At 69.0% G+C, this 24,440-nt stretch carries 27 protein-coding genes and 1 pseudogene; 21 read left to right on the top strand and 7 right to left on the bottom strand.

Annotated features, from left to right (window positions below; all coding sequences use genetic code 11):
- Positions 1-56: 56 nt before the first annotated feature.
- Positions 57-605, bottom strand: coding sequence for a hypothetical protein (locus ACIBEJ_RS31675; RefSeq protein WP_397186525.1), 549 nt, complete (start codon positions 603-605; stop codon positions 57-59).
- A gap of 619 nt (positions 606-1,224) precedes the next feature.
- On the opposite strand from ACIBEJ_RS31675, the gene ACIBEJ_RS31670 reads away from it, so the two are divergent.
- Positions 1,225-1,890, top strand: a complete 666-nt coding sequence (locus ACIBEJ_RS31670) for a DUF998 domain-containing protein (protein ID WP_397186524.1) — start codon at positions 1,225-1,227, stop codon at positions 1,888-1,890.
- A 21-nt stretch (positions 1,891-1,911) separates the two neighbouring features.
- Here the strand turns inward: ACIBEJ_RS31670 and ACIBEJ_RS31665 are convergent, their stop codons facing one another.
- The gene (locus tag ACIBEJ_RS31665; protein ID WP_397186523.1) at positions 1,912-2,508 is read right to left on the bottom strand and encodes a TetR/AcrR family transcriptional regulator; all 597 of its coding nucleotides are present in this window, start codon (positions 2,506-2,508) and stop codon (positions 1,912-1,914) included.
- Between the two features lie 241 nt (positions 2,509-2,749).
- Between ACIBEJ_RS31665 and ACIBEJ_RS31660 the strand changes: the two genes are divergently transcribed.
- The 3 genes from ACIBEJ_RS31660 to ACIBEJ_RS31650 all read left to right on the top strand — a co-directional run bounded on the left by ACIBEJ_RS31660 (position 2,750) and on the right by ACIBEJ_RS31650 (position 4,961).
- Positions 2,750-3,910: an MFS transporter gene (locus ACIBEJ_RS31660; RefSeq protein WP_397186522.1), complete on the top strand. Its 1,161-nt coding sequence runs from the start codon at positions 2,750-2,752 to the stop codon at positions 3,908-3,910.
- A gap of 273 nt (positions 3,911-4,183) precedes the next feature.
- Positions 4,184-4,765 carry a DUF1772 domain-containing protein gene (locus ACIBEJ_RS31655; protein WP_397186521.1) on the top strand — a complete coding sequence of 194 codons (582 nt, stop codon included), beginning with the start codon at positions 4,184-4,186 and terminating at the stop codon, positions 4,763-4,765.
- 70 nt (positions 4,766-4,835) lie between these two features.
- Positions 4,836-4,961: a hypothetical protein gene (locus ACIBEJ_RS31650; protein WP_379610684.1), complete on the top strand. Its 126-nt coding sequence runs from the start codon at positions 4,836-4,838 to the stop codon at positions 4,959-4,961.
- On the opposite strand, the gene ACIBEJ_RS31645 is transcribed toward ACIBEJ_RS31650, so the two are convergent.
- Positions 4,927-5,790, bottom strand: coding sequence for a DMT family transporter (locus ACIBEJ_RS31645; protein ID WP_397186520.1), 864 nt, complete (start codon positions 5,788-5,790; stop codon positions 4,927-4,929). The genes ACIBEJ_RS31650 and ACIBEJ_RS31645 overlap by 35 nt on opposite strands.
- A 68-nt stretch (positions 5,791-5,858) precedes the next feature.
- On the opposite strand from ACIBEJ_RS31645, the gene ACIBEJ_RS31640 reads away from it, so the two are divergent.
- From ACIBEJ_RS31640 to ACIBEJ_RS31630, 3 genes are read left to right on the top strand one after another with little or no spacing between them, the layout of a single operon-like run.
- The gene (locus ACIBEJ_RS31640) at positions 5,859-7,223 is read left to right on the top strand and encodes a PLP-dependent aminotransferase family protein (protein WP_397186519.1); all 1,365 of its coding nucleotides are present in this window, start codon (positions 5,859-5,861) and stop codon (positions 7,221-7,223) included.
- A gap of 47 nt (positions 7,224-7,270) precedes the next feature.
- The gene (locus tag ACIBEJ_RS31635; protein WP_397186518.1) at positions 7,271-8,200 is read left to right on the top strand and encodes a Gfo/Idh/MocA family oxidoreductase; all 930 of its coding nucleotides are present in this window, start codon (positions 7,271-7,273) and stop codon (positions 8,198-8,200) included.
- Positions 8,201-8,215: 15 nt separating this feature from the next.
- A complete protein-coding gene (locus ACIBEJ_RS31630) occupies positions 8,216-9,076 on the top strand; it encodes a deoxyribose-phosphate aldolase (RefSeq protein WP_397186517.1) in 861 nt (286 codons plus the stop codon).
- On the opposite strand, the gene ACIBEJ_RS31625 is transcribed toward ACIBEJ_RS31630, so the two are convergent.
- Together ACIBEJ_RS31625 and ACIBEJ_RS31620 are read right to left on the bottom strand one after the other, a co-directional pair.
- The gene (locus tag ACIBEJ_RS31625) at positions 9,066-9,905 is read right to left on the bottom strand and encodes an SDR family oxidoreductase (RefSeq protein WP_397186516.1); all 840 of its coding nucleotides are present in this window, start codon (positions 9,903-9,905) and stop codon (positions 9,066-9,068) included. The two genes, ACIBEJ_RS31630 and ACIBEJ_RS31625, sit on opposite strands and share 11 nt — an antisense overlap.
- Positions 9,906-10,005: 100 nt before the next feature.
- On the bottom strand, positions 10,006-10,638 hold the full coding sequence (locus tag ACIBEJ_RS31620) for a maleylpyruvate isomerase N-terminal domain-containing protein (protein WP_397186515.1): 633 nt from the start codon (positions 10,636-10,638) through the stop codon (positions 10,006-10,008).
- A gap of 36 nt (positions 10,639-10,674) precedes the next feature.
- On the opposite strand from ACIBEJ_RS31620, the gene ACIBEJ_RS31615 reads away from it, so the two are divergent.
- The 10 genes and pseudogenes from ACIBEJ_RS31615 (at position 10,675) to ACIBEJ_RS31570 (ending at position 17,445) form a co-directional block, all read left to right on the top strand.
- On the top strand, positions 10,675-11,286 hold the full coding sequence (locus tag ACIBEJ_RS31615; protein ID WP_397186514.1) for a DinB family protein: 612 nt from the start codon (positions 10,675-10,677) through the stop codon (positions 11,284-11,286).
- A 22-nt stretch (positions 11,287-11,308) separates the two neighbouring features.
- Positions 11,309-12,955, top strand: coding sequence for a fumarate hydratase (locus tag ACIBEJ_RS31610; RefSeq protein ID WP_397186513.1), 1,647 nt, complete (start codon positions 11,309-11,311; stop codon positions 12,953-12,955).
- Positions 12,956-14,295: 1,340 nt separating this feature from the next.
- Positions 14,296-14,523, top strand: a complete 228-nt coding sequence (locus ACIBEJ_RS31605; RefSeq protein ID WP_397186512.1) for a hypothetical protein — start codon at positions 14,296-14,298, stop codon at positions 14,521-14,523.
- A gap of 40 nt (positions 14,524-14,563) precedes the next feature.
- On the top strand, positions 14,564-15,010 hold the full coding sequence (locus ACIBEJ_RS31600) for a DUF6879 family protein (RefSeq protein WP_397186511.1): 447 nt from the start codon (positions 14,564-14,566) through the stop codon (positions 15,008-15,010).
- 20 nt (positions 15,011-15,030) lie between these two features.
- Positions 15,031-15,234, top strand: a pseudogene (locus tag ACIBEJ_RS31595) (helix-turn-helix transcriptional regulator); the annotation flags it as partial.
- Between the two features lie 111 nt (positions 15,235-15,345).
- Positions 15,346-15,885, top strand: a complete 540-nt coding sequence (locus ACIBEJ_RS31590) for a DUF5753 domain-containing protein (protein ID WP_397186735.1) — start codon at positions 15,346-15,348, stop codon at positions 15,883-15,885.
- 154 nt (positions 15,886-16,039) lie between these two features.
- Positions 16,040-16,294, top strand: coding sequence for a hypothetical protein (locus ACIBEJ_RS31585; RefSeq protein ID WP_397186510.1), 255 nt, complete (start codon positions 16,040-16,042; stop codon positions 16,292-16,294).
- Entirely contained in the window at positions 16,291-16,572 is a 282-nt protein-coding gene (locus ACIBEJ_RS31580; RefSeq protein WP_397186509.1) for a hypothetical protein, read from the top strand. Before ACIBEJ_RS31585 ends, ACIBEJ_RS31580 begins: the two co-directional genes overlap by 4 nt.
- A 174-nt stretch (positions 16,573-16,746) precedes the next feature.
- Positions 16,747-16,968: a DUF397 domain-containing protein gene (locus tag ACIBEJ_RS31575; protein ID WP_397186508.1), complete on the top strand. Its 222-nt coding sequence runs from the start codon at positions 16,747-16,749 to the stop codon at positions 16,966-16,968.
- Positions 16,969-17,049: 81 nt separating this feature from the next.
- Complete coding sequence (locus tag ACIBEJ_RS31570) at positions 17,050-17,445, top strand: hypothetical protein (protein ID WP_397186507.1); 396 nt, start codon at positions 17,050-17,052, stop codon at positions 17,443-17,445.
- Between the two features lie 423 nt (positions 17,446-17,868).
- Here the strand turns inward: ACIBEJ_RS31570 and ACIBEJ_RS31565 are convergent, their stop codons facing one another.
- A complete protein-coding gene (locus tag ACIBEJ_RS31565; RefSeq protein ID WP_397186506.1) occupies positions 17,869-18,057 on the bottom strand; it encodes a DUF5999 family protein in 189 nt (62 codons plus the stop codon).
- Positions 18,058-18,566: 509 nt separating this feature from the next.
- On the opposite strand from ACIBEJ_RS31565, the gene ACIBEJ_RS31560 reads away from it, so the two are divergent.
- From ACIBEJ_RS31560 to ACIBEJ_RS31545, 4 genes are all read left to right on the top strand, one after another.
- Positions 18,567-19,175 carry a superoxide dismutase gene (locus ACIBEJ_RS31560; protein ID WP_397186505.1) on the top strand — a complete coding sequence of 203 codons (609 nt, stop codon included), beginning with the start codon at positions 18,567-18,569 and terminating at the stop codon, positions 19,173-19,175.
- Positions 19,176-19,245: 70 nt separating this feature from the next.
- Positions 19,246-20,355 (top strand): serine/threonine-protein kinase, encoded by a 1,110-nt coding sequence (locus ACIBEJ_RS31555; protein WP_397186504.1) that lies wholly within the window; start codon positions 19,246-19,248, stop codon positions 20,353-20,355.
- Between the two features lie 35 nt (positions 20,356-20,390).
- The gene (locus ACIBEJ_RS31550; protein ID WP_397186503.1) at positions 20,391-21,815 is read left to right on the top strand and encodes a serine/threonine-protein kinase; all 1,425 of its coding nucleotides are present in this window, start codon (positions 20,391-20,393) and stop codon (positions 21,813-21,815) included.
- Positions 21,816-21,842: 27 nt separating this feature from the next.
- Positions 21,843-23,237, top strand: a complete 1,395-nt coding sequence (locus ACIBEJ_RS31545; protein ID WP_397186502.1) for a class II fumarate hydratase — start codon at positions 21,843-21,845, stop codon at positions 23,235-23,237.
- A gap of 167 nt (positions 23,238-23,404) precedes the next feature.
- Here ACIBEJ_RS31545 and ACIBEJ_RS31540 read toward each other — a convergent pair whose 3' ends face one another.
- Positions 23,405-24,346, bottom strand: a complete 942-nt coding sequence (locus ACIBEJ_RS31540) for a LysR family transcriptional regulator (RefSeq protein WP_397186501.1) — start codon at positions 24,344-24,346, stop codon at positions 23,405-23,407.
- Between the last annotated feature and the right edge of the window lie 94 nt (positions 24,347-24,440).

The following is a 24,440-nucleotide window of genomic DNA, read 5'->3' as shown; positions in this document are numbered from 1 at the left end:
TCGACGATATCCGGCGCACGACGGAAACTGTCGGTGCCGACGCCTATCGTTTCGTCTCAATGAAGGGTCGGACCGCTCACGTCCAGCGTCGTGAGCACCTGCCCGTCATCGCCGAGCGCCTCCACCTCAGGCGCCCGGCCGCCGGACCAGACCACGATCAGGAAGCCGTGGAAGGGGACATCGATGAGGCGTCCGCGCACCCGCACCCGCCGTACCTCGGCAGAGGCGGTCAGCTCGGCGTGCCGTAGGTACCAGCCGGTCCAGGGCAGGCGGTGCTCCGGGTTCATCAGCACCCCGCCGTTACCCGGGCACCGCAGGTAGTCCTCAGGGTTCTTGGCCGGTGCCCGGTCGGCGAGCGGATACCCGATCGTCCCGCCTCCTCCGCCGCCCCGGTGCTCCCAGTCGCCGCCCCGCTTCTTGAACAGGTGGACCATGATCATGGGCCCGCCGTTCCGCTCGGACAGCACCGCCACCGCCCCGCCCTCACCCGACCGGTCGAGGGCCAGCGGCAGGTACCTCCGGTCGGCGTCGAACGTGGTGCGGACTTCTTGCGGCATGCCGTGATCCAGCAGGTGACGGCATTCGGCAAGCATCCCCTTGTCCATCTTCAGAACGTAACGCGCCGTCGCCCGTGTGAGCAGCCCTTCCCGCTTTCCTCTCCCCCGAGATCTGCCCTTACGGCACCGCCTGCCACCGCTATTGCCCGACCTCATGGCGCTATGCGCTACCCGGACGCCTCGACGATGGGCCCGGGGGCGCCTCACTTTGGAGAGCCGCGACATCGCCAACACCTTCACCGAACGCGACCCGAAGCCGCCGACTGCGGTCCAGGCGGCTTTGGGCAGGCTGCCACGGATCTGGGCGGGGTCACACCGCGGTCCAACCGCCACCGGCCGCCGCACCACGGATCGAGGCCGCCGCACCACGGATCGAGGCCGCCGCACCACGGATCGAGGCCGTCGCGCCACGGATCGAGGCCGTCGCGCCGCGGGATCGAGGGCGTCGGCTGCGGCCCAGGCCGCCGGGGAGCGGGCGTCCTGGGACCCGGGTGGGTCACCTTCCTGGGACCCCAGGCGGGTCGCACCATGGTTCAGGCGCCACCGGGCGGCCAAGGTAGCCCGGGGTTTCCATGGGCCGCTGGGCGAGCCGGGGTCGTTGGCTGTGGGTGTTGGAGGTGTGCGAAGACCTGTGGGTGTTGGAGATGTGGGAAGGAATCGGGGGTGGATGGTGGCCGTTGTCCTGTTCATGGAGACAGCGGCGCGGGTGGGGCTCGGGGCGGTCGTGGCCGGGGTGGCGGTGATCATCGGGCTGGACCTCGCCTACCTGGGTGAGATCAACCCGTTCCGCCGGACGATCAGCGAGCATGGGCTCGGCGACCAGGGCTGGATCTTCGGACTCGGCGTCGGCACGCTCGCCCTCGGCTCGGCGGCGATCGGGCTGTCGCTGGCCAAGCGGCGCATCGCCGGCTGGTTCGGCACCGTCGCGCTCCTGGCCTGGAGTGTGGGGCTGCTGATCACCGCGTCGTTCCCCAAGCACGACTGGGCGGTCGGACCGAGCCTGAGCGGCAGCATCCACCGGGTCGGCAGCTTCGTCGCCTTCCTGAGCCTGCCGATCGCGGCACTGGTCATCGCCCGGCCGTGGCGGCACCGGCACGGGGTGTCGTGGCTGGCGTTCCTGCTCGGGCTGGGGTCGGTGCTGTGGGTGGCGGGCATCGGCGCGGTCATCATGCTGGCCACCCGCAACGGCCTCGCCTGGTGGCAGGTCATGCCGCTCGGCCTGGTCGAACGCGGCATGGCCGCCACGGAGGTGGCCGCCGTCATCGCTTTGGGCGCCTGGGCCTGCCTCAGAGGCCCCACCCGCTCCACCACCGCGGCTCCGGCCTCCGGCTGAGCACGCCCCGGCCGGAGGAGGTCAGGCGGGGCGGAGGGTGGTGGCGAGGTCGGTCACGTAGCTGCGGAAGATCTCGGGCATGTTCACCCTGTCCGGGTCGAGGAGCCACTGGGTTTGCAGGCCGTCCATCATCGCGATGAGGCGGTCGGCGTGGGCCTCGGCGTCGAGGTCGGCGCGGAACTGGCCGTTCTCCGCGCTCCGGCGTAGAGCGCCGGCGACGCCCTCGCGCAGGCGGTGGTAGCGGTTCCTGGCCCACTCGTGACCCGGGTGGTCGGCGGTCACCGCCTCGCCGCTGATCACGGAGAACAACTGCACCAGGCCGGGCACTCGGGAGTTGTAGTCCACCACGTCCACCAGCGCCTTCAGCATCTCCTGGCCGTCGCAGGCATCGAACCCGTAGCGCCGCGTGTCCACCTCGTCCCGGTAGTCGAGGACGGCCAGGAGCAGGCGTTCCTTGCTCTTGAAGTGGTGGAGGAGGCCGGCCTGGGTGAGTTCCGCGCGTTCGGCGATGCGGGCCAGCGACGCGCCGCGATAGCCGTTCTCGGCGAACTCGAGCAGGGCGATGGCGAGGATGCGCTCGCGCCGTGCCTCCCCAGTGGCATATCCCCGGCGTTTCACCCCGGCACTTTACCAGGTCACATAATGGCAACAAACCTACCAAGCGGTCATCCGGCCAGGCGCAGATATCCACCCCGCGGCGCGGGATGTCGCACGGTAGGTGCTGCGCGAGTGGCCGAGGGCTGGGGGTTGGGCCACTGGCGTCACGACGGCCCTGGTTCGGCCGTGCAGGGACCTGGTCAGGAGAGAGGGCGAGGCACTAACCTGACGCCACCTCACGTTTAACCGCAGGAGGCAAGCGGTGAACACCCCCCGAAACCGCCTGGCCCGCACCGGCACGTTCGTCGTGTTCGCGGTGCAAGGACTGTCCTTCGCCACCCTGCTCACGCAGGTCGCCGCCATCCAGGTGCGGCACGGGCTCGACGAGGGCGAACTGACCCTCCTGCTGCTGATCGTCCCGGTATTGGCCGGGGTCGGCAGCGTCGGCGCGGGCTCGCTGGCCGCGCGCCTGGGCAGCAAGTGGCTGCTGCGGCTGGCTCAGCCGCTGGTCGCCGCCGCCGTCGTGCTCACCGGCCTGGCGCCCAGCGTGCCCGTCCTGCTCGTGGCCCTCCTCGCGTTCGGGCTGGGCGTCGGTGCGGTCGACGCGGGCATGAACATGCAGGGCGTCGCGGTCGAGCGCCGGTACGGCCGGCCGCTCCTCAACGGCTTCCACTGCGTGTGGAGCGTCGCCAGCCTCCTCGGCGCGCTGTGGGCGTCGGCCACGGCCACGGTCCTCGAACTGTGGCTCACGATGGCGCTGCCCATGGTGCTGGCCGTCGCAGGTTCGCTGATCGCCGGCCCGCTGCTTTGCACGATCGAGGAGGAGAAGCCCGAGCAGACCACGACGGCCGCCGCCCGCTTCCCGTGGAAGCCGATCATCCCGCTCTGCCTCGCCATGGCCTTCCTGTACGTCGGTGACGCCGCCATCTCCAACTTCTCCACCGTCTACATGAAGGACGTCCTGGCCGCCGGCGCCACGGTCATCCCGCTGGCCTACGCCGCGTACCAGGCGACCACCCTCCTCGTCCGCCTCGGCGGCGACTTCGCCGTCAGAAGGTACGGCCCCGCGGCCATCGTCCGGATCGGTGGCGCGATCGCCGCCCTGGGCTTCCTGGGCATCGTCCTGGCCCCGAACCAGCCGGTCGCCATCATCGCCTTCGGCCTCACCGGAGTGGGACTCTCGGTGGTGGCCCCCCAGTCCTTCTCCGCCGCCGGCCGCCTGGACCCGGCGGGCACCGGGGTGGCGATCGCCCGCGTGAACCTCTTCAACTACGTGGGCTTCATCGTGGGCGCCGCACTGGTGGGCGGGCTGGCGGACGCGGCGGGCATGCAGGTGGCATTCGCGGCACCCCTCGTCCTGGCGGCGGCCATCATCGCCCTGGCCCCCGGCTTCCACCCCAAACTCCCCGCCCAAACCTCCTAACCCCCTCCCCTGACCCCGGCTCCGCCAAGACCGCGCATGCATGCGACGGGGTCGCCGATGCGCACCGGCGGCAGCCCATGGAAGGCCAGGCGGAGATGTGGGGTAGCGGCGCCGGGAGTGGGTGGACCCGGGGGTGGGGGCCGGGTGGAGACGTGGGTGTGGCGTGCCGGGAGTAGGTGGACTCGGGCGTGGGCGGGCCGGGGTGTGGACAGCCCGGGGCGTGGGCGGGCCGGGGTGGGGTTGCACGTTGTTGCAGGGGTGGGGTGCAGCAACATGAAGGGTGCTGGGCTGGCGTTTCAGGTGGGGGTGCGTCAGGGTGGCGTTCGCCTGCCGTACCGCACCTCGGAGAACAGCTTGAAAGCACTCAGCACGCTCGCCCTGCTCCTGTCCACGCTCAGCGCCGGTCTCATGGCCGGGTTGTTCGCGGCGTTCGCCTACTCGGTGATGCCGGGGCTCAGGCAGAGCAGTAACAGGACGTTGGTCGAAGCCATGCAGCGGATCAACGTCGCCATCATCAACCCGGTGTTCATGAGCGCCTTCATGGGCGGCCTGCTGTTCATGCTGGCCGCGGTGGTGCTGCACTGGCGGGGGGATCTGCGGCCGGTGCTGCCCTGGGTGATCGCGGGGTTCGTGCTCTATCTGGTGATGTTCTTCGTGACCGCGGGCGTCAACGTTCCGCTGAACGACCAGCTCGCCAAGGCGGGCGACCCGGACAAGATCCCCGATCTGGGGGCGGTGCGGGCGGCCTTCGAGGGGAGCTGGGTGACGTGGAATGTCGTGCGCGCCCTGGCCGCTACGGGGTCGTTCGGCTGCTTTATGTGGGCCCTCGTGATTCATGGCGCAAAATCTCAGTAAAACGCGAAATATCCGGACACCGCCCTCCCGCCTCCCGACGTTTCACCATGTAAGGAGGAGGGAGGCCGCCATGGAAGTCGGATACATCGTCGTCATGGCCATCGGCCTGCTCGTCGTGGGCGGCATCGGTGTCGCCACCGTGTTCATCGTGCTGAGCGGCATCAAGAGCGGACAGTGGCCGACTCTGAAACGGTAGCGGTGAGCCCGGCCACGATGCCGGCGATCACCAGTCCGGCGCCCAGCAGGTCATAGACGGAGGGCGTGGCCACACCGAGCAGCACCCCGGTCACGATCGCACCGACCGGGATCATCCCGGCGAACAGTCCCGCCCGCCCCGCCCCGAGCCTGGGCAACGCCGAGTACCACAGGAAGAACGCCACCACAGTCACCACGACGGCCAGATAGAGAAACCCGAGCGCCTCCGGCAACGTGGGCGCCCGGAACATCGACGTGCCCTCGACCGTCACCCCGACCACCGCCAGCAAAGGTACGGCCAGCGCCGTCGAATAGGCCGACACCCGGATCGCCCCCAGCCTCGGCAGCAACGGAATGGCCAGGAGCGAGAAGCTCACCTCCCCCACCAGCGCCCCGAGCGCCCACAGCAGCCCGGAGGCGCTCCCCGTCCCGAGCCCGGTGGCCAGCGTCGCCCCCGCCACCACGACGACGGCCCCGGCCAGCAACCGGGGTGCCGGCCGCCCGCTGACCAGCGCGAGCACCAGCGGCACGGTCCCGAGCACGGTCCCGACCAGCGCCGGTCCCGAGTCGCGGGTGGACTCGATCACGCAGACGTTGAAGACCACCAGTCCCAGTACGGCCAGCCCCGCCAGGCAGCAGAACTCCCGGAGCGTCAACCGGACGAACCGCAGCCCGAGCACCCTGGTCACCCCCAGCAGGATCGCCGCCGCCAGGAGGTAGCGGACGAACTGCCCGCCGTACACGGGATAGTCCTTGATCAGGCCGGACACGGCGGCCAGCGTTCCCACCAGGAACATCGCCGTGGCCGCGCCCAGCGCTCCGTTTCTCATGCGCAGCATGCTAGAAAGGCAATGGCTTGCCGAAACAGTCCAATATCCGGCGCTAAACGGGGACCAATGTGACCGACCTTCATGTTCCGCTCGATCGGCAGCAGGGCGGACTGGCCGCGCAGCTCGCCGCCGAGTTGCGGGGTTCGATCCGCGACGGCCGCCTCGCGCCCGGCACCCGCCTGCCCGCCAGCCGCGACCTCGCCGCCGACCTGGCCGTCTCGCGCGGGGTGGTGGTCGAAGCGTATGAGCAGTTGGTCGCCGAGGGGTTCCTGGTCTCGCGGGTGGGCAAGGGGACCCACGTGGCCGCCGCCGTCTCCGCCCCGCGCCAGGCCCCGCCGCCACCGCGCGAGGACACCGTCTGTGCCCCCTTCTACGGCCATCGCCCCACCTCGCCCGATCTCAGTGGATTCCCGCGCGAGCGCTGGCTGGCCTCGGTCAGGCACGTGCTGTCCACGCTGCCCTCCGACGCGTTCGACTACGGCGACCCCGGCGGCGTTCCTGAGCTCAGGCAGGAGCTGGCCGGATACCTCAAGCGGGTCAGGGCCGCCAGCGTGCGTCCCGAGAACCTGATCATCGTCGGCGGCGTCGCGCAGGGACTCAGCCTGAGCCTGCACGTCCTGGGCGTCGAACGGCTGGCGATCGAGGACCCCAGCAGCTCACGCCAGTTCCCGCTGCTGCGGCGGGCGGGCGCGACGCCGGTCCCGGTGCCCTGCGACGACGAGGGGCTGGACGTGAAGGCGCTGGCCGCCAGCGGTGCCGAGGCGGTGCTGCTCACCCCGGCCCACCACTACCCGACCGGCGTGGTGCTCTCCCCCGGCCGCCGCGCCGAGCTGATCGAGTGGGGCGGGATCGTCCTGGAGGACGACTACGACGCCGAGTTCCGCTTCGACCGCGACCCCGTCGGCTGCCTTCAGGGCCTCGCGCCCGACCGCGTGATCCTCTCCGGCAGCGTGAGCAAGTCGCTGGCGCCCGGACTGCGGCTGGGCTGGGTGGCCGCGCCGGAAGACCTCGCCTCCGCGGTACGGCAGGCGCGCGGCGAGCTCGACCTGGGTTCCCCGGTGATCGAGCAGTACGCGCTGGCCCACTTCCTGCGCACCGGCGGCTACGACCGGCACCTGCGGCGCACCCGCCGGGAGTACAGGAGGCGCAGGGACGCCCTGGTCACCGCCCTGAACGAGCAGTTGCCCGAGATCCGGGTGCGCGGCATCGAGGCCGGTCTGCACGTGTACCTGGAACTGCCCGGCGATGGGGACGAGGCGGCCGCGGCCGCCGCCGCGCAGGCGCTCGGGCTGGCCGCGGAGCCGGTGGGGCCGATGCGGTTCCGCCCGGGGCCGCCGGCGATCGTCGTCGGGTTCGCCCGGCTGCCGGCCCATCGGGCGGCGGGAGCCGTACGGGAGCTAAAGGTCAGAATGTCAGGACAAAGGATTGACTGAGACAGAGGCGTCGCCTAGAAAAGGAAGCCGACACCCTTGGAGGCGCGATGCGCGTCGGACTGCTCGGCCTGGGCAGGATCGGAGCCTTCCACGCGGCCACGCTGGCCGCCCACCCGCTCGTCGAGGAGCTGATCGTCGCCGACCCGGTGCGCACGTCGCCGTACGGCCGGCCGGGTGACCCGTTCGAGGCCGACGCGGTGGTCATCGCCACCCCGACGGGAACCCACGCCGAGCTGCTGAGGACGGCCGTCGAGCGCGGGCTGCCGGCGTTCTGCGAGAAGCCGGTGGCCGCGACCGTCGGGGAGACCCGCGCGCTGGCCGAACTCGCCGCCAGGACGGGCGCGCAGGTGCAGATCGGCTTCCAGCGCCGCTTCGACCCCGGCTTCGCCGCCGCCGCGCGGGCGTTGCGCGCGGGCGAACTGGGCGAGCTGCACCGGCTGCACCTCATCACCGCCGACCCTGCGCCGCCGCCCGCCGAGTACGTCGCCACCTCGGGCGGGATCTTCCGCGACTGCCACATCCACGACTTCGACCTGCTGCGCTGGATCACCGGGCGCGAGGTCGCCACCGTCTACGCGACCGGCTCGAACCTGGGCCACGCGGACTTCTTCGCCGCGGCCGGGGACGTGGACACCAGCGCCGCGCTGGTCACCATGGACGACGGCACGCTGGCCACCGTGCAGGGCTCGCGCTACAACGGCGCGGGCTACGACGTGCGGATGGAGCTGGCGGGCAGCAAGGGCACACACGCGGTCGGGCTCGGGCCGCGCGCCCCGATCGCCGGGTTCGAGGGGCCGCCGTGGCCGGACTTCGTCAGCCGGTTCGCCGAGGCGTACGCGAACGAGATCGACGCCTTCCTGCGCGGGGCGAGCGGCCGGTGCACGATCGAGGACGCCCTGGCCGCCCTGTACGTGGCCGAGGCCGCGGAGCTGTCGCGGCGCGAGCGGCGGCCGGTGGAGATCGCGGAGGTGTCGTGATGGACGGGGCGGGCATTGGCTGACTACCGCGAGATCCGGCAGATCAGGGCTCTGTTCCCAGAGCGCATCGCGGACGCGGCGGCCTCGCGGCGGCGCCGTCCGCCGACCGGCTCGCGCGGCCAGCTCATGATCATCGCGGCCGACCATCCGGCCCGCGGCGCGCTCGGCGCGGGCCCGCGCCCGCTGGCCATGGGCAGCCGGATCGAGCTGCTCGACCGCCTGGTGATCGCACTGGCCAGGCCAGGCGTGGACGGGCTGCTGGCCACTCCCGACGTGGTCGAGGACCTGTTGCTGCTCGGCGCCCTGCACGGCAAGATCGTGATCGGGTCCATGAACCGGGGCGGCATCCAGGGCTCGGCCTTCGAGTTCGACGACCGCTTCACCGCCTACGACGTGCAGACGATCGCCCGCATGCGGCTGGACGGCGGCAAGATGCTCTGCCGCATCGCCCTCGACGAGCCGGCCACCGCCGCCACGCTGGAGTCCTGCGGCAGGGCGGTGACCGAACTCGCGGCCGGCGGCCTGATCGCCATGGTCGAGCCCTTCTGGTCGGCGCGGGCCGGCCACGACCTGTCGCCCGAGGGCGTGATCAAGGCCGTCAACGTCGCCCAGGGACTCGGCGCGACCTCGGCCAGGACCTGGCTGAAGCTCCCGGTCGTGGCGGACATGGAGCGGGTCATGTCCGCCACGACCCTGCCCACGCTCCTGCTGGGCGGCGACCCCGGCGAGGCGCCCGACCTGGCGTACGCGGCGTGGAGCAGGGCGCTGAAGTTGCCCGGCGTGCGCGGCCTGGTCGTGGGCCGCGCACTGTTGTATCCGCAGGACGACGACGTGGCGGGCGCCGTGGACACCGCCGTCGCCATGCTCACGCCGTGACCTCGGGCGCGGGCACCGCCTTCTCCGCCGCCCGGCTGACCTCCTCCCAGGCGGCCCACGTCTCCATACGCTGCCGGGAGATGCCGAACGCCAGGTCGTAGACCATGCTGCCGAGCAGGAGCCGCAACGGCGGATTGGGACTGTCCACGAGCTTGAGCAGCGCCTCCGCGGCCAGCCTCGGCTCGCTGTCCACGGAACCCTCCGCCCACTGCCTGGCCAGTTCCTCCCGCAGCTCCGCGTACTCCGGCAGCGGCTCGGAGGCGGACATGCTCGTGTACAGATCCGTCCAGTAGCCGCCCGGCTGGACCATCGTGACCTTCACCCCGAACTGGGCGGCCTCCATCGCGAGCGCCTCACTTATGCCCTCCAGCGCGAACTTGCTCGCGCTGTACAGGCCCGTCGTGGGGAAGCCGCCGAGCGCCGCGATGCTGGAGATCTGCACGATGTGCCCCGACCTCTGCTCTCTCAGGTACGGCATGGCCGCCTGCGTCACCCACAACGCCCCGAAGAAGTTGACCTCGAACTGCGCCCGGGCCTCCTCCTCCGTGAACTCCTCGATCATGCCGGACGACATGGTCCCGGCGTTGTTGACCACGACGTCCAGGCGGCCGAAGTGCTCGTGCGCCGCCTTCACGGTCGCGAACACCGCCTCCCGATCCGTCACGTCGAGCTCCCGCACCAGCAGCCGGTCCTGATGCTTGTCCGCCAGGTCACGCAATGTCCCGACGTTCCTGGCCACGGCGGCCACCCTGTCGCCACGCTCCAGCGCCGCCTCCGTGAACGCGCGGCCGAGGCCGCGGCTTGCACCGGTGATGAACCACGTGCGCATAAGTGTTCTCCTCAGTCAGTGAACCGAGACGGTCCGTCTCGCATGAGTAGAAGTATGCAGCGGCCTCCCGCCTCTGTCAATACGAACCGTCTCGTCTCGTTCAGAACGCGGCAATGCTCCCCGGCGCCCGCTCGGCCCGCGACAGCGCGCGCAACACCCCGACCTGCCCATGACGCCGTACGGCCAGCCGCGCCAGCAGATCGAGCACCGTCTCCATGACCTCGTCGGGCAGCACCGGCGTCGGCACCCCCACGCTCACGGCCAGGTCGTCGCTGTGCACCGCCAGCTCCATCATCCGCGTGACCAGGAAGTCGGACAGCGACAACGACCACGGGCCCCACAGCGGGATGCGCACCGCCCGCTCGGGCAACGTGGCCAGCGTCCCGGCCAGCTCGGCGACCGCCGCGTCGAGCGCCGCCACCAGAGCCTGCGGCCCGTCCGCCGCGACCTGCTCGCCGCCGTCCCTGATCCGCACGTTCACCGGGTCCTCGTGGGCCGAGCCGATCCACTCCACGCGCTCGTAGTGGCCGAGCAGGGTGACCGTCTCCTCCTCCGGAACCGGGGCGGCCAGCGCCTGCCGTACACCCAGGACCTGATAGGCGAGATGCCCGGCGAGGCCGGACACGCTGAAGCCGGCCAGCGCGCTCGGACCCGGCCACGCGGCGGCCACCTCCGGCGCGCGCAACAGACCGGCCGCCGAGCGGGCGGCGGCGAGGAAGTCATCCCTGACCATGGCGAACCACCTCTTTCCGTGCGGGAGACTTCGAGCATGACCGATCACAAGGCACTGCTCCACCGCTACTTGCGCGACGCCCGCGACTCCATCGTGTGGAAGCTCGAAGGGCTTCCCGAGTACGAGATCCGCCGGCCGATGACGCCGACCGGGACCAACCTGCTCGGACTCATCAAGCACCTGGCGGGTGTCGAGGTCGGGTACTTCGGCGACGTGTTCGGGCGGCCCTTCCCCGAGCCGGTGCCGTGGATCAGCGACGACGCCGAGCTCAACTCCGACATGTGGGCGACACCGGAGCAGTCGCGCGAAGAGCTCCTCGACCTTTACGAGCGGGCGCGCGCCCACGCCGACGAGACCATCGAGACCCTGGACCTGGACGCCACCGGCACCGTGCCCTGGTGGCCCGAGGAGCGGCGGCACCCTGACCTCCACTGGTTGCTCGTCCACATGACCGCCGAGACGAACCGGCACGCGGGGCACGCCGACATCGTCAGGGAGATGCTCGACGGGGCGGCCGGGCTGCGCCGTACCCGCGACAACCTCGCCTCGAACGACCCCGGCTGGTGGAAGGAACAGCACGCCCGCATCGAGGCCGCCGCACGGCAGGCGGGCGGGCGGGCGATGACCTCCGGTGGGCGTACCCTCTAGGGGGACCGAAAGGATCGAGAGAATGCCCGAGTTCGACTATACCGACCTGCTTCCGCTTGGCGCCGACGAGACCGAGTACCGGCTCATCACCACGGAGGGGGTGCGGAAGGTCGAGGCGGCCGGGCGGACGTTCCTCGAGGTCGACCCCGAGGTGCTGCGGTCGCTGACCGAGACCGCGATCCACGACATCTCCCACTACCTGCGCGCCGGCCACCTTGCCCAGCTCCGGAAGATCGTCGACGACCCCGAGTCCAGTGGAAACGACCGCTTCGTCGCGCTCGACCTGCTCAAGAACGCCTCGATCTCGGCCGGCGGTGTCCTGCCCATGTGCCAGGACACCGGCACCGCGATCGTCATGGGCAAGCGCGGCCGCCACGTGCTCACCGACGGGCGCGACGCCGAGCACATCTCCCGCGGCGTCTACGACGCCTACACCAAGCTCAACCTCCGCTACTCGCAGATGGCGCCGCTGACGATGTGGGAGGAGAAGAACACCGGCAGCAACCTGCCCGCCCAGATCGAGCTGTACGCCGAGGGCGACGACAGCTACAAGCTGCTCTTCATGGCCAAGGGCGGCGGGTCGGCCAACAAGTCGTTCCTGTACCAGGAGACCAAGGCGGTGCTCAACGAGAAGCGCATGCTGGCGTTCCTGGAGGAGAAGATCCGCTCGCTCGGTACGGCGGCGTGCCCGCCGTACCACCTGGCGGTCGTCGTGGGCGGCACCAGCGCCGAGTACGCCCTGAAGACCGCCAAGTACGCCAGCGCCCGCTACCTGGACGCGCTGCCCACGGAGGGTTCGGCGGCCGGGCACGGGTTCCGTGACGTGGAGCTGGAGCGGAAGGTGTTCGAACTGACCCAGAAGCTCGGCATCGGGGCGCAGTTCGGCGGCAAGTACTTCTGCCACGACGTGCGGGTGATCAGGCTGCCGCGGCACGGGGCGTCCTGCCCGGTCGCGATCGCGGTCTCGTGCTCGGCGGACCGGCAGGCGCTGGCGAAGATCACGCCGGAGGGCGTCTTCCTGGAGAAGCTGGAGACCGACCCGGCCCGCTTCCTGCCCGACACCACGGACGAGCACTTGTCCGACGACGTCGTCCAGATCAACCTCAACCGGCCCATGCACGAGATCCTTGCCGAACTCACCAAGTATCCCGTCAAGACGCGGTTGTCGCTGTCCGGGCCGCTTGTCGTCGCGCGCGACATCGCGCATGCGAAGATCGGCGAACTGCTGGACGGCGGTGGCGCCATGCCGCAGTACCTCAAAGATCACGCGGTCTACTACGCCGGGCCTGCAAAGACGCCCGAGGGTTATGCGTCCGGGTCCTTCGGGCCCACCACCGCTGGGCGGATGGACTCCTATGTCGAGCGGTTCCAGGCTGCCGGCGGGTCCATGGTGATGCTGGCCAAGGGCAACCGCTCGAAGCAGGTTACCGAGGCTTGCCGGCAGTATGGCGGGTTCTACCTCGGGTCCATTGGTGGGCCGGCGGCTCGGTTGGCTCAGGACTGCATCAAGAAGGTTGAGGTGCTGGAATATCCGGAGTTGGGGATGGAGGCGGTCTGGAGGATCGAGGTGGAGGACTTTCCCGCGTTCATCGTGGTGGACGACAAGGGCGACGACTTCTTCACCGACCGCACCGGCCCCGCCTTGACCATCACCCGCGCCCCACGCTGAGCCCCGGCCCCGCCTGCGCCTCGGACGGCCGACATCCGGGGCTTGTGGTCTTGCACACCAGGGTGCTGACGCGCGCGCCAGCGGTTCACCCCCACGTGGGGTTGATCCGGTTTCTGAGCTGCGCGGCGAGCACGTGTTCAGCTCGTCCCCATGCCCGTGGGGTTGATCTGCTGGCGCTGATCCTAGGCCTGGCTGGCGTGGGGCTCCTCGTCCCCACGCCCGTGGGGGTGATCCGATCGGAGACGCGGATGCTGCCCGCCGACGTGACTCGTCCCCATGCCAGTGGAGGTGATCCGTCCAAGCAGCAGCGCCTGCAGGACCGGGCCCACTCGTCCCCACGCCCGTGGGGATCACCCGTGTGGTCGCGGTAACTCCGGTGCCGACTTGCCCTCGTCGCGACGCCCGTGGGGGTGACCCGGAGAGCTTGCCGGGACTGGTGAGGTCGTAGCCGGTTCCTCACGCCCATGGAGGTGCGCCAATGAAGGCTTGATTTCCCAGTGCCAGGCGGAAATCGGGAGCACCCCTAAAGTTGCTCATGCGACGAAGACCCTTCACCCATCATGGCGAGAAGGTGTTCGCTGCTTGAAACATGACTGCTCAGCGCTAGGTAATGCCCCGCGCTCGCAACCACTCCTGAACGCAGGCGCGGAGCTCTGTCGGGTCGCGGAAACATGCCGGGTAGAGCAAACTCCCGGAGCGGCGTCGTCGGATACGGCAGGGCCGGGTTCGGCCAGGACAGGCACCTCAACGAGGATCAACCACTCGTCCTGGCCACACTGCTCTAGGACAGTGCCCGGTAGCCACAGCCATAAAGCTGCGACCGTCGGTCTGTTCGACGTGCCGCCGTCTGAGAGCTTCCACACTCGTGAGGAAGCCAAGGCCCGAGCTGACCAAAGGCCGCTACGTGACTGCCACAACCAAACCTCTCCCCGTTCGGTCTCCACAGGGCGTTTGTCAATGTCCGGGGCTTTGGTCATGGTCAGATGTGCACTGAGCGCCAAGGGTTGACTGTATGCGTATTTTCATTCACGCTCAGTCATATGCATGAAGAACCGCAAGCCCCGATTGCGGAAGCGGTCATAGCGATCCGAACGCCCGCCCGGCTGTATTCAGGGATGAGGACACAGAGACCTCTTCTTTCACACCGAAGAGGTCACAGGTTCGATCCCGCTATCGTCCACCACGCTTCATGGCAGACCAGGTCCGATCTGGCCACAGGAGACAAAGCCCCAGTTCACGCTAGGTAGCGAGCCTGGGGCTCCACTCCAGTTCGAGCTCACATGTGCGCCACAGACAGTCACATCTCAACACCGGAGAAACCCATGCGGCTACGCTTTCTGGTGATCGACCCCGAGACCGACGGCGACCACTGCCCCGCCCTGCATATGGACGAGGAGACCGGCGATCTGGTGTTCGTTGGCGAAACAGTCACCGACCCCGGCGACCTGAGGCACATGAACGAAACGTCTGGGCTAGCGTCTCACGAGTCGGCGGTACGGGTGCCAGCCCGTATGAAGGCACTGATCCTGGAGGCGCTTCGTGACTCAGACGGTCCCGCCGTTCGCTGAGCTCCTTGCTCAGACCACTCACGCAGCACTCCACCTCGAGATGCGAGACGCGTACACGCCGGACGATCCTTCATTCCTCGCCTTCCAAGGCGGACCGGCCTTCGACCGAACCGAGCGGGAACAGCGCTGGCATAGGCTAATCGACACCGCTCGTTCTCGTGGTGTCACAGTGCGACGCGCGAGAGTCGTATCACTACCCGCGAGCGACTACATCCGCTTTGAGCACGCGGTAACCGATTCCATGAACATTGCCGCCGGTGAAAGTGTCCGCTGGCTTCCCCGGCGGCAGACATCTGATCTTGCTTTGCCTGGCAATGACTTCTGGCTGTTCGACGATCGCGTGATCAGGTTTCACCATTTCGCCGGTGACGGCTCTATCGTCGAAGACGAACTCTGTGAGGACCCGGACATCATTCGTTCATGCCGGAGAGCGTTCGAGGCGGTATGGGCCCGTGCTACTGACCACGCAGAGTTCAAACTCTCGTAGTTTTAGCCAACCGGTACCACATGCCCACCTCGCCATCTTCTTCTGTCCAGGGAGCCAGGCGCGCCCTTGCTAACCGACTTCGGGACCTACGCCTAAACGCTGAGCTGAGCGCGATTGATCTAGCTCGGGCGGCGGGGTGGGAACGTACGAAGATCAGCAAGATTGAGCACGCGGCACGCGCGCCATCAGTGGCCGACATACGTACGTGGTGCCGGCTCTGTGGCGCTGATGAGCAGACGGATGACCTTGTCGCCGCACTCCTCACGGTCGAAAGCGCCTACGTTGAGTGGAAGCGCCAGCAGAGGACCGGCTTGCGCAAACTGCAAGAGGCACGCGTGCCGCTCTACGAGCGCACGGAGTTGATGCGGGCCTACCTCTCACAGGTACTCCCCGGCCTGCTCCAGACACGCGGTTATGCCGTCGCACTTCTTCGTGGCATCGCAGCGGGCCATCAACTCATCGATGATGTTGAAGCAGCCGCAGATGCACGTGTGGCGCGCGCCGCAGTGCTGATGAAGCCGGGGCACCGCTTCGCGTTCGTCGTTGAAGAAGCCGTACTTCGCTACCAGCTTGGCGGGCCTGACGTGATGGCCGCCCAGATGGAGCATCTACTCACAACGATGTCCTTCCCGTCCGTGTCCCTGGGCGTTGTCCCGACTGGGATCATCCGAAGCGCACATGTTCCTCACAACTTCACGGTCTTCGACGACACTCAGGTCAGCGTGGAACTGGTGACCGCGTCGATCACTGTCACCGCGCCTGGAGAGATCGCTCGCTATGTCCGTGAGTTCGGACGCCTCGCTGACATGGCTGTCTATGGAGCTAGAGCCCGCGAACTCATAGCCAAGGCTCTTACGGCCTACCAGCGACGATGAACTTGTGGGCCACACATTGCCACACTCATTGAGCCTGGCTCGCAGCCCCTCCTACCGTCGATGCATGGCCCTCGCACAGAGATCATGCAGACACCGGGCAAAGCCGTTGACCTGCCAGTCGGGTCCCGACATCGTGCATAGGCGCACGGCCTACGTGGGTGATCTTGCGCCTGAGGAGCTGGAGGCGTTGGGGCCGGATGCCGAGCCCGAGTTCTGGCCTCCTCCGAGGTGGACGTGGGAGGAGTACCTGGCGCTGATGGTCGCGCGTGGGGTGCAGGACGGCACATACGCCATCTCGGCCGGGTACAGCGGATACCTGGAGTTGGCCGAAGGGCACGGGCTGTTGGAGAAGCGTCCCAACACCGAGCCGTGGGACCTGCTGCTCGTGCAGCGGGAGGCGGATCAGTGAAGCTGGAGATCCGCTGGCAGCCGCACTTCACCGACACCGAGTACGGAATGGTCGGGGAGATCAAAGTCTTCTCGATCGTTGATCACTGCCAGGAGTTCACGCTCTGGCCCCGGCTGCCGAATCGGAAGGGCATGACCCCGATGTCGGAGAGCTTCCGCACTCGCGAGGAAGCCAAGGCCCGAGCTGACCACATGCTGACGGCGTTCCTGAAGGACTTTCTGCCCAAGGCGCCACCTGCAAAGCCTGCCGCCATCGGCACGACCAGGAAGACGTCGTGATCACGCTGTTCAAGCTGGCGTCTCCGGCGCCGCGGTAGCCGGCGCGCCTGGCACACGGCCTGCCCCAAGGAACACCACACCACCAGGGAAGGGCCGGCCATGAAGATGGCCCCCGCCCGAGAGACGGCGGGGCCGTCAACTCCATCCACCAATCTGCCAGGAGGTCTGTTCAGCATGGCTGTGGACTTGTACGCGAACGATCTCGGCCCGCTGGCCTTCCGCCGCATGTGCGGCGGAAGCAACAACGAGGACGGCGAGGGCGAGTCCTGTGTGGAGATCGCCCCGCTCGCGGGCGTAGCCGACGCGTTCGCCCTGCGTGACTCCAAGAACCCGGATGCCGGGACACTCCGCTTCACCGGTGACGAGCTTCGCGCGGCCGGACTGACGACTATCTGACGCGCCTCCACGAGGGCGGTCCCTGTCCGCCCGCAGCAGGTGTGGACCGCCCTCTTCTTTCGACTGCATGGGGACCTGTTGATGGCGCTGCACTGGCACGGCTACACCTGGAACGGCAACGGCCAAGATCTAGCACGTGAGGCGGAGCGGCGGCCTACATCACCGGACTTCATCAGCTCTGTACTGCCACCCATGCGCACGGGCGAGTGGCTGGCCAAACCCGCCTCACGCATCGCCGAGACGTTCGACGACGTGACCAAGGCGGCTGAGTGGATGCGGTCTCAGTACGCGCCGGCCGCAGCCCACGACCCGATCCCCATGCGCGACCGACTGGACCAGGCACACGACCTGTTGCCGCGTGGCGTCGATGTGCAGTGGGGTTCATGGCTGCCTGGGGGCCGGTTCCTCACAGTCGGCATGATCTGCTGCCCCAACCACCACGTGAACCATCCGTGCCCTGCCAGACAAGCACTGTAATGCCGCGCTGGCCCCGATAGGCGTGAGGCAGGACGGCGAGCATCGCCAACGGTCCTTCCCGCGGCTGGCCAACCGGATCGCCGGTCGCAAAAGTAGCCCTCCGGCCAAGACAGGGGCGCAAGCGCTTGGGAGGGCCGCCCGAGCGGAGCGAGGACCTCCAGGGGTCGAGCTTCAGCTCGACTGGAAAAACGCCCGGAACCCGCACGCGCGAAGCGCGCCAAAGTGAAGGACCATGCCTGTCGGCCGCGAGACGATCCGGCCAAGACAGGGGCGCAAGCGCTTGGAAGGGCCGCCCGAGCGGAGCGAGGACCTCCAGGGGTCGAGCTTCAGCTCGACTGGCCAAACGCCCGGAACCCCCACGCGCGAAGCGCGCCAAAGTGAAGGACCGTGCCCTGCGCGCCAAGGGTGGAAGACCGTGTCCTGTCAGGCGGCGATCGGCTGCCGGTGGGGGGCGACGATCGTGCCGTCCGGCAGCAGCAACCCGGTGTCCTCGAACAGCACCACTCCGTTGCACAGCAGGCTCCAGCCCTGGTCAGGGTGGGCCGAGATCACGTGCGACGCCTCACGGTCGGCGGAGTAGGCAGTGGGGCAGGTGGGCTGGTGACTGCACATGGTGCACCTCTCAGGTGACTCCTGGAAAAGCTTGTGGTGTTCAGAAGGGCAGCTTGCGCCCTGACGGAGTGCGGAGGTCCAGCGCGGTCCCTGCGGGCTTCCTCGGGCGGGGCCGGATCTGGGTCTGGCGCATCTTCATCACGTCCCTTAGGTCTGGGCGCTTGCCCTCATTCTGACGATCGGGACCGACAGTTTCGGGGGCTGCCTGCCTGCTTCATGGCTTCACTCTGCGCCGTACCTCTTACCGCGCGCCTACAACCCACTGACAGGACGCGACAAGGGTTTCGTAAGCGGGTTCAGGGGTTCCCCTACAACGGGAGTTGGGGGTGAAAACGGCAGTGCGGGCGAACGGTGACCGTTCGCCCGCACGACCAGGACCTAACTGACTCTTGCCATAATGTCCTAGTTGCAAGTAACTCGCAAGAAGAGGTGGACCTAGGTCGCAGGTCTGATGCACCTGCGAGCTAGTTGCAATAGTGTCGGAGGCCAGTGATCGAATTGGAGGACACATGGGGGAGTACACCCTTCCTGACATGCCCTACGACTACGCGGCGCTGGAGCCCGCCATCACCGGCGAGATCCTCGAACTGCACCACGCCAAGCACCACGCGGCGTACGTCAAGGGCGCCAACGACACCCTGGAGCGCCTCGCCGAGGCCCGCGACAAGGGCGAGTTCGGCGGGCTGGTCGGACTGGAGAAGACGTTCGCGTTCAACCTCTCCGGCCACGTGCTGCACTCGATCTTCTGGGAGAACCTCTCCCCCGACGGCGGCGACCGTCCCGACGGCGCGCTGCGGGCGGCCATCGACGAGCACTTCGGCACGTTCGAGGCCTTCCAGAAGCAGTTGACGACGGCCACCGCCGGAGTGCAGGGTTCCGGTTGGGGCATCCTGGCGTGGGAACCGCTCGGCAAGCGCCTGATCGTCGAGCAGGTCTACGACCACCACGGCAACGTCGGCATGAACAGCACGCCGCTCCTGGTCTTCGACGCCTGGGAGCACGCGTACTACCTGCAGTACCGCAACGTCCGACCGGACTACGTGGAGAAGCTGTGGAGCCTGATCAACTGGGATGACGTGGCACGTAGGTTCGCTGACGTCACAAGTCAAGCGGGTTGACCAAAGTTCGCAACTTTTTATCGGCCCGGCCTCTACTGGTCGGTTTACACAAATAGGTAAGCTGCCTGCCATGCGTGCGCCCGCCGGTTACCTCCTCGCCGCGCGCTACCGGTTGCTGGAGCCGGTCGGCCGCGGCGGTATGGGCACCGTTTGGCGAGCGCATGACGAACTGCTTGACCGGCACGTGGCGGTCAAGGAGGTGCGGCTGCCCGCCGTACTCGACGAAGAGCTGCGCGCGGAGTTGTGCGCCCGCACCGAGCGCGAGGGCCGGGCCACCGCGATGGTCGCCCACCCCTCGGTCATCACCGTGTTCGACGTGGTCACCGAGGACGACCGGCCGTGGATCGTGATGGAGCTGCTTCAGGCCAAGTCCCTGGAGCAGCTCATCCTCGAGGACGGACCGCTCCACCCGCGCAAGGCCGCCGAGATCGGCCGGCAGATCCTGGGCGCGCTGCGCGCCGTCCACGCCAAGGGCATCCTGCACCGCGACGTGAAGCCCAGCAACGTGCTGGTGACCGAGGACCGCGCGGTGCTCACCGACTTCGGCCTGGCCGCGCTGGAGGGTGACGTCTCGATCACCCAGGCGGGCATCGTGCTGGGGTCCGCGGGCTACATCGCGCCCGAGCGGGTGCTCGGCGCCAAGGCCAGCCCCGCCGCCGACCTGTGGTCGCTCGGCGCGACCCTCTACACCGCCGTCGAGGGCAGAGGTCTCCACGGCCGACGTACGGCTGCCGCCGCCCTGGCCGCCCTGACCAGCGGCGAACCGATCCCGATGGCCAAGGCAGGACCGCTGGCGCCGGTGCTCGACGCCCTTCTGCGCATCGACCCGGAGACCCGGCTCGACTCGGTGCGCGCCTCGCTGATGCTGGCCCGTGTCGCGGCCGGCGGCTCGGCCGAGGAACCGCTGCCGGTGAAAAGGGGCGCGCGGCCCACGCCGGTGATCACCACCCCGTCTTTCGCGCGCCGGCCCGCGCATCGCGGGCTGCATCGGGCGGAGGCCACGCAGGCGGCGCTGGCCGTACCTGGACCGAGAATGGAACGCAGGCAGGGCGAGGGCGTGCACCGCAAGCGCGTGGAACCCCGCCCCACTTTGTCGGCTTATGCCCGATTTAAAGCTGCGGTGATAAAGTTGTGCCTTCCTCGGCGGTTCTGGCCGCGGGAACTTCGCAAGCGAGGGTAAAGCACTTCCTAAGCGAGAATCGATATCTTCTATCCATGCCGGAACAGCACACACGCCTGCTCGCGGAGCGCTACGAGCTGATCGCCCCGCTTGGCCGGGGCACCATGGGCACCGTGTGGCGCGCCCGCGACCGCGCCCTCGGCCGGGAGGTGGCGGTCAAGGAGATCCGCCAGGACCCCGGGCTCAGCGAGGAGCAGCGAGCCGAGCTGCGCGAACGCATGGTCAGGGAGGGCAGGACGGCCTCCAGGATCAACCACCCCTCGGTCGCCTCGATCCACGACGTGCTCATCCAGGACAACAGCCCGTGGATCATCATGGAGCTGGTCGAGGCCCGCTCGCTGGAGCAGGTCATCGACGAGGAGGGGCCGCTGCCGCCGCGGCTCGTGGCCGAGATCGGCGTCGACCTGCTGGGCGCGCTGCGTGCCGCCCACGCCCAGGGCATCACCCACCGTGACGTCAAACCCGGCAACGTGCTCATCACCGCGAGCGGGCGGGTGGTGCTGACCGACTTCGGCATCGCCAAGCAGGAGGGCGACAGCAAGCTCACCAAGACCGGCATGGTGATCGGCTCGCCCGGCTACACGGCTCCGGAACGCGCCAGAGGCGAGTACACCGGCCCGGAATCGGACATCTGGTCGCTGGGCGCGACCCTTTACTTCGCGGTCGAGGGGCGTCCGGCGTACGAGCGGGCGTCGATCGCCGAGACGCTGGCGGCGCTGCTCAGCGAGAACGCCGACCTGCCCACGCAGGCGGGGCCGTTGCGTCCGGCGCTGACCGGGCTGCTGAACAAGGACTACAAGCAGCGGCTGAGCGCGGCGCAGGCCGAGACCATGCTGAGGATGGTCGCGGACACGCCGACCAGCGAGATCCCGATCATCAAGGACGAGCAGCCGAAGGCGCCGCCGCGGCCACCGCGGCCCGCCGAGGGCTATGACCCGGACCGGACGATCGCCGTGCGGGTCCCCAAACCACCCCAGTTGCCCACGTCCGCCCAGCCTCCCGCCGCCCAGCAACCGCCGCAGCCCGCCTACCCGGCCTCCGCCAACACCGCCGCACACCCCACCCCGGCGAACCCGCGCCACCCCGCCCCGCCACCCCACCCAGCGCCTACCGGCCCCCCGCCCCAGCCGGCCAGGCCGCACCCAACCTCCAGGCCGCAGCCGCACCGGCCGGTCGACGAGGGCGACGTCAACACCATGCGCGTCTACCCGCCCGGCCAGCAGGTCTACCCGCCGCCCCCGCACCTGCGCCCCCAGCAGCAGCCACCCCAGCACCCGCAACAGCAGCCGCCACCGCCGGTGTTCGAGGAGAAGGGCCTGGGCACCGACCTGTTCGCCATCGCCGGAACCGCCCAGGAACCCCCGCAGACCGGCAACAAGCGCGGCATGCTCATCCTCATGGCCGTCGCCGCGGCGACCGCGGTCATCATCGCGATCCTCATCGTGGCGCTCGTCAGCTAGCCGCACCCATGAGACAGACTGGGAGCCATGAGCGAGTTTCGGATTGAGCATGACTCCATGGGCGAGGTCCGGGTGCCCGCGGGCGCCCGGTGGCGGGCGCAGACCCAGCGCGCCGTGGAGAACTTCCCGGTCTCAGGACGTCCGCTGGAGCCCGCGCACATCGCCGCGCTCGGCCTGATCAAGGCCGTGGCCGCGGAGGTCAACGGCGAGCTCGGCGTGATCGACAAGGACCTGGCCGAGGCGATAGCGCAGGCGGCCGCGGACGTGGCCGACAACGAGTACGACGCGCACTTCCCCATCGACGTCTTCCAGACCGGCTCCGGCACCTCGTCCAACATGAACGCCAACGAGGTGATCGCCAGCCTGGCCGAGGAGCGGCTGGGCCGTCCGGTGCACCCGAACGACCACGTCAACGCCTCGCAGTCGTCCAACGACGTGTTCCCGACCTCGATCCACGTGGCCGCCGCGACCGAGGTCACCTTCCACTTGCTACCGTCCCTTGAGCACCTGGCGGCCGCGTTGCGCGTGAAGGCGGCGGAGTTCGCCGACCACGTGAAGTCCGGCCGCACGCACCTCATGGACGCGACGCCGGTCACGCTGGGCCAGGAGTTCGGCGGTTACGCGTCGCAGATCGAGCACGGGCTGGCGCGCGTCCGCTCGGCGCTGCCCCACGTGCTCGAACTCCCCCTGGGCGGCACCGCGGTCGGCACCGGCATCAACACCCCGCCGAGCTTCGCCGAGCAGGCGATCGCGAAGCTGCGCGAGGCAACCGGAATCGCCTTCCGCGAGGCCGACGACCACTTCGAGGCGCAGAGCGCGCAGGACTCGATCGTCGAGCTGTCCGGGCAGCTCAAGGTCGTGGCCGTCTCCCTCAACAAGATCGCCAACGACCTGCGCTGGATGGGCTCGGGTCCGCGCGCGGGGCTCGGCGAGATCAACCTGCCCGACCTGCAGCCCGGCTCGTCGATCATGCCGGGCAAGGTGAACCCGGTGATCCCCGAGGCCACGGCCATGGTCGCCGCGCAGGTCATCGGCAACGACGCGGCGATCACGTTCGCGGGGGCGTCGGGCACGTTCGAGCTGAACGTGCAGCTCCCGGTGATCGCGCGCAACATCCTCGAGTCGATCCGGCTGCTGGCGGCGATCTCACGGCTGCTCGCCGACCGGACGGTGTCGGGCATCACGGCGAACGTGGAGCGGCTGCGCGAGTACGCCGAGTCGTCGCCGTCGATCGTCACGCCGCTCAACCGGTATGTCGGATATGAGGAGGCGGCCAAGATCGCCAAGCAGGCGCTGGCCGAGCGCAAGACCATCCGCCAGGTGGTCATCGAACGTGGCCACATCGCCAACGGCGCCCTCACCGAGCCCCAGCTCGACGCGCTGCTGGACGTCCTCTCCATGACAAAACCCGCCACTTCGTGACAGACCCAACCCCTTCTCCATTACGGCAAAGCCACCCCCACGCCACCCGCCGACCTTGGCGGGCGCCGATCGTGGGGGTCGCTTCTCACGTCGGACAAACGCCCCACCGCAACGGCCACCCTTGACCCCCGGCACGGAAACCCCGCCGGTCACCCAATCCCAACAGGTCAAAGGCCGAACACCTCGCGGTCCTCGGCCGGCAGCCAGTGCCGGGCCGGGCTGAAGGCCCGGTACCCCTCCCTCACATGCCTGACGAACGCCCGCAGAACCCCCCGCCGATTCTGCCGATGCACGATCAGCGAGCAAGGGTAGGCAGGTGACGGCCCCACCAGCGGAATCCGGGTGGTGTCCGGATGCCAGGGCAGCCGGGTGCGCTCTCCGGCGAAGCTGACCCGCTCCCCCTCCGCCACCGTCTCCACGAAGTGCTCCCACCCGAAATCGGGCCCCGACGTGTCCACGGTGAACCCGAAGACCTCCGCCATCTCCGCATAGAAGGCAGCCCACTCGCTGCCCTCCTCGTTGCCCGGCATCCACACGGTCATCCCGGCCAGTTCCGCGGTCTCCATCCGCCTGCGCCCGGCCAGCGGATGTGTCCTGCCGACCAGAAGGTGGAGCGGCTCCAGGTAGGCGGGGACGACCTCCAGACCTTCCGGCAGCGCCCCGGCGGCGCGGGCGAAGACGGCGTCAACGTGCCCCAGGCCGAGGTTGTCGCGAGCGCTCCTGAGCCCGTTGGACGTGACGACGTCGATGTCGGCCTCGCCGCACGCCCGGTGGAAGGACCTGACCAGCTCGATCGAGGCCACCCGGGTGTCGAGCACGTCCACGCGCAGCGCGCGGTGCCGCCGCCTGGCCAGTTCGACGGCCTGGTCGGCCAGGCCGACAAGGGCGCGGGCGTGGGGCAGGAACGCGGCGCCGTCCCGGGTGAGGTCGGCGCCGCCGCGCGTCCGGTAGAACAACGTCAGCCCGAGCTCGGACTCCAGCTTCGCGATCCGCTTGGAGACGGCCTGCTGGCTGATGCCGAGGCGGGCGGCGGCCTCGCCGAAGAAACGTTCCTCCGCGATCACGGCGAACGCGCGTACCGCGCCGAGGTCAAGCTCTGAGCCTTCCATTGAGTACAACCGTTCGTTGTGGGCTATCGCGTGTCGTTTGTTGGACAACCCGGATCGGCCTCGGGTCGAATACTCGGGTTCCGACGCGAGCGTA

The sequence above is a fragment of the Nonomuraea sp. NPDC050790 genome (assembly GCF_044456745.1).
Taxonomy (GTDB): Bacteria; Actinomycetota; Actinomycetes; order Streptosporangiales; family Streptosporangiaceae; genus Nonomuraea.
This window is presented reverse-complemented; position numbering and strand designations above follow the sequence as displayed.